The organism is Spiroplasma endosymbiont of Dioctria linearis, from assembly GCF_964030865.1.
Classification (GTDB): Bacteria; Bacillota_I; Bacilli_A; order Mycoplasmatales; family Mycoplasmataceae; genus Spiroplasma_A.
Map to the genome: position 1 here is coordinate 633,490 of NZ_OZ034984.1, position 15,273 is coordinate 648,762.

Consider the following 15,273-nt stretch of genomic DNA (forward strand, 5'->3'; position numbering starts at 1 on the left):
TTTTTAAGCAGAATATTATTATCCTTTTAATTTTCTATACTCAGGTTTTGGATTTTTTAAAGACTTCGTTCAATCCCCTGCAAATGCTCTAGCGAAATCATATTCCTCTAAATATGCTAAACCATGAGTTAATAAACTTTTATTAACTGGTTTTTTAGAATGAACATCTAATCCTCTATCATCATTCATTGATCACATTCCAATATATCCTAAACCAACATTATGACTTCAGTTATACAATTCTTTTGCATCTTCTTCAGTAAATACGCCTAGAACTGTATCATTAACACCAATCATTGGAGTTGCTCCAATTAATTTATAAAGACCTTGGTTTCCAATTGAAACTTTTCCATAATTTTTTTCAATTGAAGTTGCTAAGTTATTTTTTGTAGCATTTACTGCTTCTCTTGCTAAATCAAAGTTAGTTAATCCATCTTTGATTGCTTGTGCATAAATTGGGTCCCCATAGTCCATTAACATTAAATTAACTACTGGTAGATCTTTTTCATCTAATCCAGCTTTTTTAAATTCTTCAACAAATATATTCATTACACGATAACCAACAGAAGTTAAACCGGTAGGCAATACTGGTAAAGTTACTGAAAAGTCTCATGATTTATCTTCTTTTTTCATTTCAGCAATTGTTGCTGCCAATAATCTATTATCTTCATCTAATTCTTGAGCATGTCCTTCAATATCAAAATCAATTGCTTTTGGCATTTTAACATTTTTGCCTTTTTTGTTAGCTAATTTTACCAATGAATCTTGATAACGAATTAGACCTTCTTTAAGATCTTTTTTTGCTTTTTCAGGACTATTTGGATTTAATTTATTTGCTAAAGTTCAAGGATTTTTTTCTGTAAATCCACCTGTAGTTGCTCCACCATAAGCTACTTTTATATTTTCAAAGGTATTTTGATCTGCAAATGGTTTTAAAATTTTATCTCAAAGTTGATTGCTTTCTCATCAGTCAAAACCTTCAGTCCCTGTTTCACTACCTGCAATTGATAAATCTAAGTAATCACCATGATTATTTACTTGTTGCACAAAAGCTAATGTTAAGTGGTCAAGTCCATTAACACTAGAAGTAATATTTTGCATATTATTTCCTTCATATAACCCAGCATCTAAATAAGGTGAGAAATATGTTGATTTATTTGCTTTTGTTTTTTTAGTAATTGAAGATTTTCTATTTGGATTTGCATCACTTCATTTTGTATATAGACTTTTTCCAGGTCCAGTTGGAGGCATAATTGCTTCTCCTCCACTAGATCCTGCTCCAGGTCCAGGGTTTGTTCCCCCACCACCTTCTCATGAAGGTCCTTCTCAATTACCAGGATTTTCTAAATTGTCTAATGCTTTATTTGCTTGAATATCATTTTTATAATCAATAGCCTTTAACTCCTTAATAACTTCCTCTTTATCTGTAATTTCTTTTGGAATAGCATTTGCTAATAAATTTCCATTCAATGCTTCTGCATATGTAAATTGTTTGAAACCTGAGCCAGATCTAATGTTTTGATCTAATGCATTTTGGTCAGCTTGAGCTGGACCTGTTAATCCATTATCTTGAAAATGACTTGGTACATCTCTTGAAATATAGAACATTCCTAAACCACCAAATTCCTCTTTAACAGCTCAAGTTCTTAATTCAGCTGCATCTTTTGGAGTAAAGTTATAAGCAGCAGCTTCAGCTCTTCTTCCAATTCAAGGAGTGATTTTAATTCTTTTTTTCATGTAACTTAGATCTTTTTCATCTCCATTTGTTACTTTATTTATTTCCATTCAATTTTGTGCTGATTGTAAAGCTCCATCTTGGATTTGCTTTAATTCTCAATCACTATCAGTATTAACATCATTTGGCACAGTTAGATAACCTGTAACTAAATTTAATCTAAAATTAATACCTAAATATTTTGTAAAGTTATATAAAGGATAAATTTCATCACCTAATAAATTTAAATTATTAACTCCCTTATCTCCAAAACCAGGATGTAATGCAAGACCATCTTCTGTAGACATTACAAGTGATAATTGGAAATCATAACTTAAATCTTTTTCAATTAAAATTTTTAAAGCACTAGCCAATAGTATTTGTGAATCTAAGTAATCTCCTTGACGTGATAAATACGGTGCTGCAAAATAAAAATCAAACTTTTTAGTACCATATTTTTTTCCAACATTTTCAATTACTTCTGCCAATTCTTCTGGAGTTTTATTATTTTGTCAAGCGGAATGCCATAAAGAATTGGCAAAAGGTCCAAAAGAAATTCTTACATTTTCTGGATTTAAATTCCCACCATCATTATGACTTGTTATTTTTGTTTTAGAACTTTTTTTTGTTCAATCTCTATATCTATCATTAAATCATTTAGCATATTCAGTTTCTTCACCTTCTTTAGCTAAAATTCCTTTTCCATCACCTTTTGAAGGTCCAGCATTTCACATTGGAACTAAATCACCAGTATCTGCTGCATTTTGCATAAATCCTAATGTTACTTCTGAATTTTGTGTAATAACATTTTCTTTACCAGCTATTTCACCTAAGTCATTATAAATAATATTTTTTCCATTTAAACTTTTTTCTGCTTCAGCTCTTGTACCTTGACTTTTTCCTTTATCTTTCATCAAGTATTCTGCTGTATCTTCAACAATTCCCATATCTGCATAGGGAGAGAAAATAAACTCATCAGAGTTAATTGTTAATTTTTCAACACCTGCTAAAGAAGATCTATCTTCTTCTTTAATAACTCCATAAGTTAAACTATTTTTATTTGTATTTTTTGTTAATAAGTCCTTTGATATTTGCTTTTTAACACTATTTTGTTTTATAGTATTAATTTCATTATTTATGTTTCCATTACCTTTTCATTGTTCACCTGTTTCAAAAGTTTTGTCTTTTGCATCCATTACATTTCCACAAGCTACAACTGAACCACCAGCAGATACAACTAAGCTTGTACTTGCTAATAAATTTAATAATTTTTTCATATTTTGTCCTTATCCATTTAGTATAGAATATTACTAATATTTTTATTATATCTAAAAAGTATTTATTTTTCAAAAATATTTTTATAAATTAAAAATATTTCTATAAGGATAAATATCATTATAAAAGAAAAAACTCCTTTTTAAAAGAGTTTTTGATTTTTAAACTAGAGTTTATACCTGTTTTTAGCAATTTTATGTTCTGGCTTAGGATTTTTCAATGAACTTGTTCAATCTCCAGTAAAGGCTCTAGCAAAGTCATATTCTTCCAAATAAGCTAAACCATGAGTTAATAAACTTTTGTTTATTGGCTTTTTAGTATGAACATCTAATCCTCTATCATCATTCATTGATCACATTCCAATATATCCTAAACCAACATTGTGGCTTCAATTATACAATTCTTTTGCATCTTCTTCAGTAAATACACCTCAAACTGTATCATTAACTCCAATCATTGGAGTTGCCCCAATTAATTTATAAAGTCCTTCATTACCAATTGAAACTTTTCCATAATTACTTTCAATTGAAGTTGCTAAGTTATTTTTTGTAGCATTTACTGCTTGTTTTGCTAAATCAAAGTTAGTTAATCCATCTTTGATAGCTTGTACATAAATCGGATCACCATAGTCCATTAACATTAAGTTAACAACTGGTATATCAGCTTGGCTTAATCCTGCTTTTTTAAATTCTTCAACAAATATATTCATTACACGATAACCAACAGAAGTTAAACCTGTAGGCAATACTGGTAAAGTTAATGAGAAATCTCAATCCTTATCTTCTTTTTTCATTTCAGCAATTGTTGCTGCCAACAATCTATTATCCTCATCTAATTCTTGAGCATGTCCTTCAATATCAAAGTCAATTGCTTTTGGCATATTAACATCTTTATAACCATTTTTATTAGCTAAATTAACTAATGATTCTTGATAGCCAATTAAAGATTTTTTAAGTTCTTCTTTTGCTGTTAGTGTATTTTTAGCAAACAATTTATTTGCTAAAGTTCAAGGATTTTTATCTGTAAATCCACCTGTAGTTGCTCCACCATAAGCCACTTTAATATTTTCAAATTTATTTTGCTTTGCCATTGGTTCTAAAATTTTACCTCAGAATTGACTGTTTTCTCATCACTCAAAACCTTCAGTACCTGTTTCACTACCTGCAATTGATAAATCTAAGTAGTCACCATGGTTATTAACTTGTTGTACAAAGGCTAGTGTTAGGTGATCAAATCCGTTAACACTAGAAGTAATATTTTGCATATTATTTCCTTCATATAATCCAGCATCTAAATATGGAGAAAAATAAGTAAAACTGTTAGATTTTGTTTTTTTAGTAATTGAAGAAGTTCTATTCGGATTTGACTCACTTCATTTTGTATAAAGACTTTTTCCAGGTCCAGTTGGAGGTGCAATAACCTCTCCACCATTTCCTCCACCTGTTCCAGGTCCAGGGTTTGTTCCCCCACCACCTTCTCATGAAGGGCCTTCTCAACTACCACCAGTTTCTAAATTATCCAAAGATGTATTAGCTAGAATATCTTCATGATAATCAATTCCACCAATTTTTTTAATTCCATCTTTATCTTTTTCCTCAATTACTGGTACTGTTTCACCTGAAATTGTTCCATTTAAAGCTTTTGCATATGTAAATTGTTCAAAACCTGTACCTGATCTAATATTTTGATCTAGTGCATTTCTGTCAGCTTGTGCAGGACCTGTTGCGCCATTGTCTAAAAATTCACTTGGTACATCTCTTGATATATAAAACATTCCTAAACCACCAAAGTTTTGTTCTTTTGCTCAAACTCTTAAATCAGCTGCATTTTTAGGTGTAAAGTTATATGCTGCTGCTTCAGCTCTTCTTCCAATTCAAGGAGTGATTTTAATTCTTTTATTTACAAATTTTTTATCTTTTGATACACCATTTATAATATTATTTAATTTATTTCAATTTTGTGCTGATTGTAAAGCTCCATTTTTAACAATTTCTAACTCTCAATCACTATCAGTATTAACATCATTTGGTACAGTTAAGTAACCTGTAACTAAATTTAATCTAAAGTTCATTCCTAAATATTTTGTAAAGTTATATAATGGATATATCTCATCACCTATTAAATTTAAGTTTACTTGACCATGTTCTCCAAAACCAGGAGCTAATGCAACTCCATCTTTTGTTGACATTACAAGTGATAATTGAAAATCATAAGTTGGGTCACTTTCAATTAATATTTTTAAAGCACTTGCTAATAATTTTTGTGAATCAGCATAATCTCCTCTAGCTGATAAATATGGTGCTGCAAAATAGAAATCAAATTTTTTAGTATCGTATCTATATCCAACTGCTTTAATAACTTGCGCTAACTCTTCTGGAGTCTTGTTATTTTGTCATGCTGTATGTCACAATGAATTAGCAAAAGGTCCAAATGAAATTCTTACATTTTCTGGATTTAATTGCCCACCTTTTCCTTTTATTTTTTCACTTCCATTTTTATCTTGCCCAGTTCAATTTCTGTATCTGTCATTAAATCATTGAGCATATTCAGTTTCTTTGCCTTTTTCAGCTAAGATTCCTTTACCATCTCCTTTTGATGGACCAGCATTTCACATCGGAACTAACTCACCTGTGTCTGCTGCATTTTGCATAAATCCTAATGTTACTTCTGAATCATTAGTTATAACTGTTGAGTCTTCAGCAATTTGTCCTAAGTCATTATAAACAACATTGTTTTTTAAACTTTTTTCTGCAACATCTCTAGTTCCCTGACTTTTACCTTTTTCTTTCATCAAGTACTCTGCTGTATCTTCAACAATTCCCATATCTGCATAAGGTGAAAATACAAATTCCCCATCATTAACTGTTAAAATATCTTTATTTGCTAAAGAAGATCTATCTTTTTCTTCAATAGTAGCATATGTTGAACTTTTAATACTTGTATTTTTTATCAACAAATCCTTAGAGATTTGCTTTTTAATGCTATTTTCTTTTAGCTTAGAAACCTCTTGATTAATAGCTCCATTACCTTTTCATTTTGCTCCAGTTTCATAGTCTTTATCATCTTTATCTAAGTTACTTGTACAAGCAACAACAGAAGATCCTGCTGAAACTGATAAAGTTACAGTTGCTAATAAATTTAATAATTTTTTCATAGATTGTCCATCCTTTTTATATCATTATTTTTTGTACTATTAATTTAATTATATAAAATAGAAAGGTCATAATTAGGAACATTTAAGATATAAAAATATTTTAGTTAAAATATGAAAGCTAAAATAATTTTAGAGTTAATTATCGTTTTTTATAACTCATTGTTCTTCACCTATTTTATTAATAGACTCAATTATTAAAGAAACCAGCTGCTCAATTTGATAATTTGAATAAAAAGGATATTTTCTATCAAAATAAGGCTGCATATATTTTAATTTTGTATTATATTTTGTAAGTCATTGATTGGCAATGTCATTAAGTTCTGTCATTGCTTCTCTTTGTTTTCTAGATTTAATTTCACTTTTTAAATCTGAGTTTAATTGACCATATAATTCATTTGATTTTAAAGTTAATCATTTTTGAAACATAGCATAATTTGATACACCGCTTTGAATAACAGGAGAAACTATGTATCTATGTCTATAATTTTTAAACTTTTCTCATGAGGTATTTGAGACTCCATTTTCATTCGATAAGTTGTTTTGAATATATGTCTTATGTTCTATCAAATTAGTATCAAATAGTTTGATAGTAGATAAGTAATCAATAGGTAATTTGAAATTTGAGTTAGTATTTACTGAATATCGAGAAATACCTTCAAAAATCTCCTCATTTTCAAAATTAAATTGATTAAAGTAATAAGTATTTATTGAGTCCAATTTTATAAAAATAAAATTAGTTAAATCAAAAAAACTAATGTTTCTTTTTATTCATTTCCTTAAATTCTCAGTTTTCATAAATTGATCGATATTCATTTCTAACTCTCTTTTTATATATCGCTCATAAATAAAGGACTCTAATGATTTTGAAACATATTCATTAAATCACCTTAATAAATAATAGTCTGCATCATATGAATAATTAAACTCATTTTTCATTGTGTAGTTTATAAGTCTTTTTAAATTAACTAATAATCCTGAACTTAATTTATTAACATTCTTAAAATCCTTTGTTAGTTTTAATACTATATCATTTTCTTTAATTCCATTACGATTTACCCAGTATATTGATTCATTATTTACCATGCTAGCAATTACAGAAACAATTCTAAAGTTTATCTTTACATTTTTATAATTGAAAACTAAATTTATATAATTCTTATCTGTATGGATTTCAGGAACAACCTTATATGTTTTTGAAACTCTTAATATTGTTTCACTTAAATCTGATATTTTAATTAAAGAAGCACTTAGATATTTAACTGCACAAAGATCAAGATTAATTACATTATTTATTTTCATATATGAATGATATGCAAAATCACCAACTTTTTTTAAATGAATTTTTTCATTTAAAAAAAGTTGTTTTAATTCCTTAAAATAGGAATTTATTTTAGTTGTAAATGTCTGCTCTTCTAGAGTTAAGATTTTTACTGTTTTATTAAATTTTCATATATCTTTATTTAATTTCATATTAATCTCTTTCTATTTCAAAAGTAAAGTACTGTAAAAAAATTAAAAATAAACCATTTTCTTTATTTGTTGGATAAATTGTTCTTGAATGAATTTGTAAATCCAAATTATCATATTTTTGACTTTCCTTTTTTATGGAAATAGTTGTAGAACCTTTAGTATTTTTTAAATATACAACAGAGTCATATCAAAAGAAAAAGTTTCCATTAATATTTCTTTCCTTATTTTCTAAAAATTTATTAATATAGTGAAAATACTTTTCTAGAAATTTTTGCATACTTGGATATGTTCTATGAAAAACTCAACTTAAGTTTTTTAATTTAAAAGAATTATAAGTTTTTGCAATTTTTTTACTTCTTTTATAAAAAATATATTTTGAGTCTAAAACATTATCTACCTCTTTTTTACTTGAAAAATTATAGTCAAAACCAAAATCTAATCATCTTTGTAGGTAAATATTTTTAGTTAAATCATATTGTATCTCAGACATAATACTTATTTTTAAAAACAAACGTTCTTGTCTAGTTAATGAACTTCTAAGTTTTATTCTTACATAGTAAAAAAGAATTTGTAGTTTTTTTACTAGCAGCTTATTTAGCGTACGAAAACTTTTCACATACTCTAATGTAAATGATCTGTTATACATTGTTTTATTACAAATAATTGGTAGGAATTCATTATGCTTAAGCGCAGTTCTAATAATTATTGAAAAACCAATTTTTCCCTCTTTATAGAAAGTAATTTTTATTGAGTCTGCAAAAGTTACTATTTTTTTAGGACTATTACATCTATATTTTTTTACAATTCAACTAACTTTAATATCATTTGATACTTTGTAAAAATTAGTAACAAGTTTAAATATTTCTTTATTAATTTCACAAATTCAACAATCATCAAAATGTTCTCTTGTTTCAATTTCTTTTTCATATGTTTTATACATATTTCTGTTTACATATTTTATTGCTAGTAAATCAATATTAAGTTCTTTATCAAAATTATAAAGTTCTCCTGTTGCAAAACTACCATGAGTTTTTAATTGGACAATATCTTTTAATTTTGTCTTTAAATAGTAAATGTTTTTATCAATAAATTTCTTAAATTTATTATCAATATAAACTTTTTTTAGCTGATTATTAATTTGTTCAATATCAGCTGTAACTAATTTACTTGAAATTTTATCCATAATTATCCCCCACTTTTTTCGTAATTTAAGCAACTCAATACAAATAGAGAAGCTGTTTCAGCTCTCATTATATTTTCTCCCAAACCAATACTTTTATAACCTATTTTATTTAATTTTTTTACTTCTTGAGCATCAATTCCACCCTCAGGTCCAATAATTATATTAATGGTTTTAAATTTCTTTATAATTTCCTTTTTAAGGAACTCATTTGTTGCTTCTTCTCAGCAAACTAAATTAATGTCTGCCTTATAATATTCCAATTCTTGTAAATTTCTAACAATTGAATTTATTTTTGGAATATCAACTCTTTTTGATTGTTTTGCAGCACTTTCACAAATTGCATATCAACGAGTTATCTTTTTTTGTTCGTTTTTGACATCAATTTTTACAACATTTCTTTTAAATTCAACAGGAATAATATTATCTACACCAAGTTCCGTAGCTTTTTGGAGAATAAAGTCTCATTTTTGTTCTCTAATAATACCCAAAATCAAATTTACTTTATAGTTCTTTTTAATTAAATTTTCTTTTGATATTATTCTTGCTTTGCAAGATTTTTCACTTATTTCAAAAATCTTGCATAAGTACTTCTCATCTTGATAAATACAAAATATTTGCTCTTCTTCTTTTAATTTTATAACATTTTTAATATGATGAAGGTCATCATTTGTTATTTCAAAATAATCTTTCTCAATTTTATCTAAAAAGAAACTATGCATAATAACTCCAATTCTCTATATATTATAATATAATATTTATTGAGGTGAATATTATTTGAATTCTATAAAGTTGTTTGTTTAAAAGGAGAATTTGACAATGAAGATGACTGATAAAAATAGTCAAGAGCAAGAATTGATTCAAACAATGGAATCAATTGATATTGACTATGAATTCAGCAAACTAAAGAAGTCAAGCAGACATACAAGATTTAAGAGTGAGACTCTAAAAATAACTCTTGTCAGTTTGTTACTAAGTATGTCCACAGCTGTTAGTTTAATAAATGTAATTATTCCATTATATATTACTGGAGTAAATCTAGGCTTTGTCCTAAAATACTTTGTTATTGCTATAAGCTTCCAAGTGGTAGGTGTATACTGGGGTATGATAATAGGTTTGTTAGATGGTCTACTGCAATTTCTAATCTGAGGTTATAGTCCCTTATTTAGGTTAACATCTGGAATTGGATTAGCAATTTGAGTAGTACTTTTTTGATTAATATACGATAAAGTATTTCGAGTTTATAGTAAAAATGCCTCTTTTAATAGAAGTATTTCTCTAATATTCTCAGGAATGTTAGTATTTATTTTTGGGCCATTAAGCTCAGCATTTTTGAATTATTTAAGATTCTATATTGAATATGGTGAAATATATGGAATATTTAAATTTTTTCACTCATGACTAAGTTTTATGGTATTTGATCTATTTGCAATTATTTTATTCACACTCACTACTAATAGAATTCAAATATTAACTGAAAAATTGCTAAAATAAATAGAAAAAACCTGCATTTTATGCAGGTTTTTTCTATTTAATATCTTTTAGTATTTTTTCAATTTTATTAGCATTTTCTAAAGTTTTATCAAATTCAAATGTTAATTCTGGCACACTTCTCATTTCAACTTTACTTGCAAGAATCATTCTTATTTCTTTTAAATTCTCTTCAATTTCAGCCTTTACTTCATCTTTATTTGAATTAACATCCATTGATGAATAAAAAATCTTTGCATGACCCATGTCATTTGATAATCTCACTTCATGAATTGTGAGTGAATTTAAGTATTCACTATCTGGAAATTCTCTTTGCAAAATTAAGTTTAATTCTCTCAAAATAGTTGATTGATTTCTTTCAATTTTTATATCATTTGCCATAATTACTTCACCTCTTCTACCTTATATGCTTCTATAATATCATTTTCTTTTAGATCATTAAAGTTTTTAATTGTAATACCACATTCTTGTCCTTCTTTAGCTTCTTTTATATCTTCTTTTTTATTTTTTAAAGAAGATATTTCTCCACTATAAACTACAATTCCATCTCTTAAAATATGAACTTTTGAAGAACGTGGTACAACTCCACTCATAATTCTACATCCTGCTATTGTTCCAACTTGTGAGTGTCTAAATAATTGTCTTACTTGAGCTTCTCCAAGAGATTTTTCTTCAAAAACAGGATCTAACATACCAGTAGCAGCTTCTGTTATTTCTTCAATCAATTTATAGATAATATTGTGCAATCTTATTTGCACACTATCTTCTTCCGCTTTTTGTCTAACTTGTGATGTTGGTCTTACATTAAAACCATAAATTAGTGCGTCGGATGCCAAAGCCAATGTAACATCACTTGCTGATATTGCTCCAACTGTTGCACGAATTACATTAATTTTTACTCCTTCAATACTAATTTTTAGCATTGAATTTCGAACAGCTTCAACTGTACCTTGAGTATCAGCTTTTAAAATTAAATTAATTGATTTTAATTCACCAGATTCAATTTTATTTTTAATTGAATCTAAAGTGAATGTCTGATTTTTTTGTCTTGCTTCATTTTGTTGTTTTTCAAACTGAGCTTTTGCAATATCTCTTGCCATTTTTTCTTCAGTAACAACAATAAATTTATCTCCTGCTTTAGGAACTTCGTTTAAACCAATAATAACTGCTGGTTGACCTGGAGATACTTCAACAAGTTTAGCCTTATTTTCATTTTCTAAATCTTTAATAGTTCCAAATGTTCCCCCAGCAATAATAATATCTCTAATTTTTAAAGTACCATCTTGTACTAAAATTGTTGCAATAGGACCCCTATTTTTATCTAATTTAGCTTCAATAACAGTTCCTCTTGCAAATTTATTAGCATTTGCCTTTAAATCCTTTAATTCAGAAATTAATAAGATAGTCTCTAATAATGTATCTAGACCCACTTTTCCTTTTGCAGAACCTTCAATAAATGGAATATCGCCACCATATTCTTCTGCTACAATTCCATAATTCATTAATTCCATTTTAACTTTATTTGGATCTGCACCTTGTTTATCAATTTTATTTACAAAAACAATAATTGGAACACTAGCTGCTTTTGCATGGTCAATTGCTTCTTCGGTTTGAGGCATAACACCATCATCTGCTGCAACTACCAAAATTACTATATCAGTAACTTCACTTCCTCTTGCTCGCATCTCTGTAAAAGCTTCATGTCCAGGAGTATCAATAAAGGTAATTTTATTTGACTTTATTGTTGTTTGATAAGCACCAATATGTTGAGTAATTCCCCCAAACTCTCCATCTGTAACATTTGCATTTCTAATTGAATCTAATAATGTTGTTTTACCATGGTCAACATGACCCATAATTGTTACTATTGGAGGTTTTGCTGTTAAGTCCTTTGGATCGTCTTTTTCATTAAACGTTTCAAAAATATTTTCCTTAGTAACAGTAGTCTCTTTTTTAAAATCATAGCCAAATTCAATGCATAATTCACCCATTTGTTCTTCTGAGAGAATTTGATTTTGAGTTACCATTGAACCATTAGTAAAAAATCATTTTACAATTTCTGCTGGTCCTTTATTTAGTTTCTTTGCAAAATCCGCAATTGATAACGGTTCTGTATAAACAAAAATACCATCAATCAAACCAGTTTCTGTTGTTTGTTTTAGTTGATTTTTTATATTTGCACTATGTGCTTTAGATTTATTTTTAGACTGTTGATTCTTATTATTCTCTTGTTTTATATTTTTTGCCATAACTACTTCTCCTTTCTTATTCAATGTTTTTTAAAATTAACTTTACAAAATTATCATCATTAATTCCAATACTTTTAATATTGTTTCTTCCAATAGCCTTGCTTAATTGTTCGGAATTAAGTAAATTATTAATAATTTTGACATTATAAAATTTTGCCTTATCATTGATTTTTTTTAATTGACTTTTTCCCATGTCAGAAGTTGTTAGTACAATTTTTACTTTAGTTAGTTTAATTTGATCAAAGAGTTTTTCTCCATAAACTAATTTACCTGCAGATGAAATCATTCCTAAAGAACCTAATAATTTATCTATATTTAGTCCCAATTTAATTTTACCTCTTCTAAAAGTTTTTCATAGAATTCATTTCCCAAACTAGTCTTTAAATTTCTTTCTAAAGCTTTAGTTTTTTTTACTTTTTCAAGTGCTTCTATAGTTGGTCTTATATACGCACCTCTGCCATTAGCCTTCTTTGTATTATCAATAAAAACTTCACCATTTTTATTTTTAACAATTCTAATTAATTCAACTTTTGGATACATTTTATTAGATGCAGCATCTTTTCTAAGACTTATATCTTTTGACATTTTTTAAAACTATTTTTCATAGTATGAATCATAACTGTCATCAACATTATCAATACTTTCTTCGAATTCAAAAGTATTATCTTCTTCACTTAGACTTTCAAATGCTGCAATTGATGCTTGAATTTCATCGATTGATTTATCTTCTTCAATAAAAGCAATTTCTTCTGCTTCTTCTTGTTTTTTGATAAAGTTTTTATCTTTATTAAAGTTACCTGCAGTTTTTTCTCTTCTTTTGTTAACTTTATTTAGGAAATCTGGATTACTTAATTCTGCTTCATCAATATTTCCATTTCATTTAATTTCAATTTCTTTTTCTTTGGCATTTTCCAATGAGAAAATATTAATTTTCATATTTACAAGATTTGCAACTAATCTAGCTGCCATCCCTTTTTTACCAATTGCTAATGATAATTGTTCATTTGGAACAACTATAAAACACTCATTGTTTTCTTCGATAATATCAATACTAATTACTTTAACGGGTGCTAATGAATTCATTACAAATGTCTTTTTATCTTCATTTCATAAAACTACATCAATTTTTTCACCATTTAATTCCTTAGTAATATTTTTAATTCTACTTCCTGATGCACCAACACAACTTCCAATTGGATCTACACCCTCTTCGTGTGAAAATACAGCAATTTTAGCTCTATGTCCTGGTTCTCTTGCAACTGATTTAACTTCAACTATTCCCTCAGAAATTTCTGGAACTTCAGTTTCCATTAATCTTGTTAAAAATTCTGGATGAATTCTTGAAGCTTGAATTTGCGAATGCTTGTTATCTCTTGAAACTTCTTCAATATAGAAACAAATTCTATCATCAATATCAAAATCTTCTCCTGGAATAATTTTTTTATTTCAAATTGGAATAATTGAACCGTTAATATCAACTAAATAACTATTCTCTGTGATATCTTTAACAAATCCACCAACAATTTCATGATTTTTTGATAAAAATTCTTGATAAATTTTATTTTTCTCACCTTCACGAATTTTTTGCTTAATAATTTGTCCTACTTGCATTACAGCTATTTTTGAGAAATCTTCTTGAAATTCGACTGGTTCATATACATTGTCACCAATTGAAACATTTTCTCCATAAAGCTCTTTAGCTGTATTTAAGCCAATTTCTAATCATTCATCTTCTATTTTTTGAACAACAGTTAAAATTTTAAATACCTTAACTTGACCAGTATTTTGATCAATATCTACTCTTACTGTTGCTTCAGGATCAAATGATTTTTCATATGCTTTTTGAAAACCTTCTTTAATACCCTCCAAAACAATATCTTTGTCTATTTTTTTATCTTGTACGATTTCAAAAATCGCATCTAATAGTTTTGCACCATCTGTCATGGCTTTTAATCCTCCTATAAATTTTGTCAATTATGTTTTTAACAAATATAAAAGAAGACTTGCGTCTTCTTTTACTTTAAATATGACACTTTAATTATAACTAAATTATCTAAAAATTTGTATTTTTTTATTAATTTAAGTAAAAAAATTAAATTAAAGCTTATTTTTAAATAATGCATAGACCTTTTATATATAATTTGATTGTATTTAAATAAAAAAAGGAAATAAAGCAATGAAAAAAAGATGTCAATGAGCTAATAAAAATATACTAAATCAGCAATATCACGATAATGAATGAGCTAAACCAATTTATGAAGATAAATTGCTCTTTGAAATGCTTATTTTAGAAATAAATCAAGCTGGACTAAGTTGAGATATTATTTTGAAAAAGAGAGAGAATTTTAGAGAAGCGTTTGATAATTGAGATTATCATAAAATTGCTCTTTATGATGAAAAAAAGAGAGAAGAATTAATACTAAATCAAGGAATTGTAAGAAATAGGTTAAAAATAAAGGCTGCTATAAATAATGCAAAAGCTTTTATTAAGATTCAAGAAAATTATGAAAGCTTTAGTAATTTCATTTGGTCTTTTACAAATAATAAAATAATCAACAACTCAATTGAAGATGAAGAAATTACCCCTTCCTTTTCTGAATTATCAATAAAAATAGGTATTGAATTAAAGGAAAAAGGTTTTTCATTTTTAGGAAAGACAACTGTATATTCCTTTCTTCAGGCAATTGGAATTGTTAATGACCACTATAATTATTGTTCATTTAAAAATTAGAGAATAAAG

Annotated in this window: 12 protein-coding genes; 2 read left to right on the forward strand and 10 right to left on the reverse strand. The window is 27.2% G+C overall.

All coding sequences use genetic code 4. The features are described 5' to 3' along the window. Positions 1–18: 18 nt before the first annotated feature. From AAHM84_RS02695 to AAHM84_RS02715, 5 genes are all read right to left on the reverse strand, one after another. The gene (locus AAHM84_RS02695) at positions 19–2,991 is read right to left on the reverse strand and encodes a lipoprotein (protein WP_342258408.1); all 2,973 of its coding nucleotides are present in this window, start codon (positions 2,989–2,991) and stop codon (positions 19–21) included. 164 nt (positions 2,992–3,155) lie between these two features. Then, complete coding sequence (locus tag AAHM84_RS02700) at positions 3,156–6,143, reverse strand: lipoprotein (RefSeq protein WP_342258409.1); 2,988 nt, start codon at positions 6,141–6,143, stop codon at positions 3,156–3,158. Between the two features lie 135 nt (positions 6,144–6,278). Continuing rightward, positions 6,279–7,613, reverse strand: coding sequence for a hypothetical protein (locus AAHM84_RS02705; protein WP_342258410.1), 1,335 nt, complete (start codon positions 7,611–7,613; stop codon positions 6,279–6,281). A 1-nt stretch (position 7,614) separates the two neighbouring features. Then, the gene (locus tag AAHM84_RS02710; RefSeq protein ID WP_342258411.1) at positions 7,615–8,796 is read right to left on the reverse strand and encodes a hypothetical protein; all 1,182 of its coding nucleotides are present in this window, start codon (positions 8,794–8,796) and stop codon (positions 7,615–7,617) included. Between the two features lie 2 nt (positions 8,797–8,798). Further along, the gene (locus AAHM84_RS02715; RefSeq protein WP_342258412.1) at positions 8,799–9,515 is read right to left on the reverse strand and encodes an RsmE family RNA methyltransferase; all 717 of its coding nucleotides are present in this window, start codon (positions 9,513–9,515) and stop codon (positions 8,799–8,801) included. Positions 9,516–9,612: 97 nt separating this feature from the next. Here AAHM84_RS02715 and AAHM84_RS02720 point away from each other — a divergent pair, with 97 nt between their 5' ends. After that, positions 9,613–10,287 carry a hypothetical protein gene (locus AAHM84_RS02720; protein ID WP_342258413.1) on the forward strand — a complete coding sequence of 225 codons (675 nt, stop codon included), beginning with the start codon at positions 9,613–9,615 and terminating at the stop codon, positions 10,285–10,287. Between the two features lie 33 nt (positions 10,288–10,320). Here AAHM84_RS02720 and rbfA read toward each other — a convergent pair whose 3' ends face one another. From rbfA to nusA, 5 genes are read right to left on the reverse strand one after another with little or no spacing between them, the layout of a single operon-like run. Continuing rightward, on the reverse strand, positions 10,321–10,665 hold the full coding sequence (gene rbfA, locus AAHM84_RS02725) for a 30S ribosome-binding factor RbfA (RefSeq protein WP_342258414.1): 345 nt from the start codon (positions 10,663–10,665) through the stop codon (positions 10,321–10,323). A 2-nt stretch (positions 10,666–10,667) separates the two neighbouring features. Then, positions 10,668–12,533 (reverse strand): translation initiation factor IF-2, encoded by a 1,866-nt coding sequence (infB, locus tag AAHM84_RS02730; protein WP_342258415.1) that lies wholly within the window; start codon positions 12,531–12,533, stop codon positions 10,668–10,670. A gap of 16 nt (positions 12,534–12,549) precedes the next feature. After that, positions 12,550–12,858 (reverse strand): 50S ribosomal protein L7, encoded by a 309-nt coding sequence (locus AAHM84_RS02735; protein ID WP_342258416.1) that lies wholly within the window; start codon positions 12,856–12,858, stop codon positions 12,550–12,552. Next, on the reverse strand, positions 12,849–13,118 hold the full coding sequence (gene rnpM / locus AAHM84_RS02740) for an RNase P modulator RnpM (protein ID WP_342258417.1): 270 nt from the start codon (positions 13,116–13,118) through the stop codon (positions 12,849–12,851). Before rnpM ends, AAHM84_RS02735 begins: the two co-directional genes overlap by 10 nt. Positions 13,119–13,127: 9 nt before the next feature. Further along, positions 13,128–14,477, reverse strand: a complete 1,350-nt coding sequence (nusA, locus tag AAHM84_RS02745) for a transcription termination factor NusA (protein WP_342258418.1) — start codon at positions 14,475–14,477, stop codon at positions 13,128–13,130. 232 nt (positions 14,478–14,709) lie between these two features. On the opposite strand from nusA, the gene AAHM84_RS02750 reads away from it, so the two are divergent. Then, a complete protein-coding gene (locus AAHM84_RS02750; RefSeq protein ID WP_342258419.1) occupies positions 14,710–15,264 on the forward strand; it encodes a DNA-3-methyladenine glycosylase I in 555 nt (184 codons plus the stop codon). Positions 15,265–15,273: the final 9 nt, after the last annotated feature.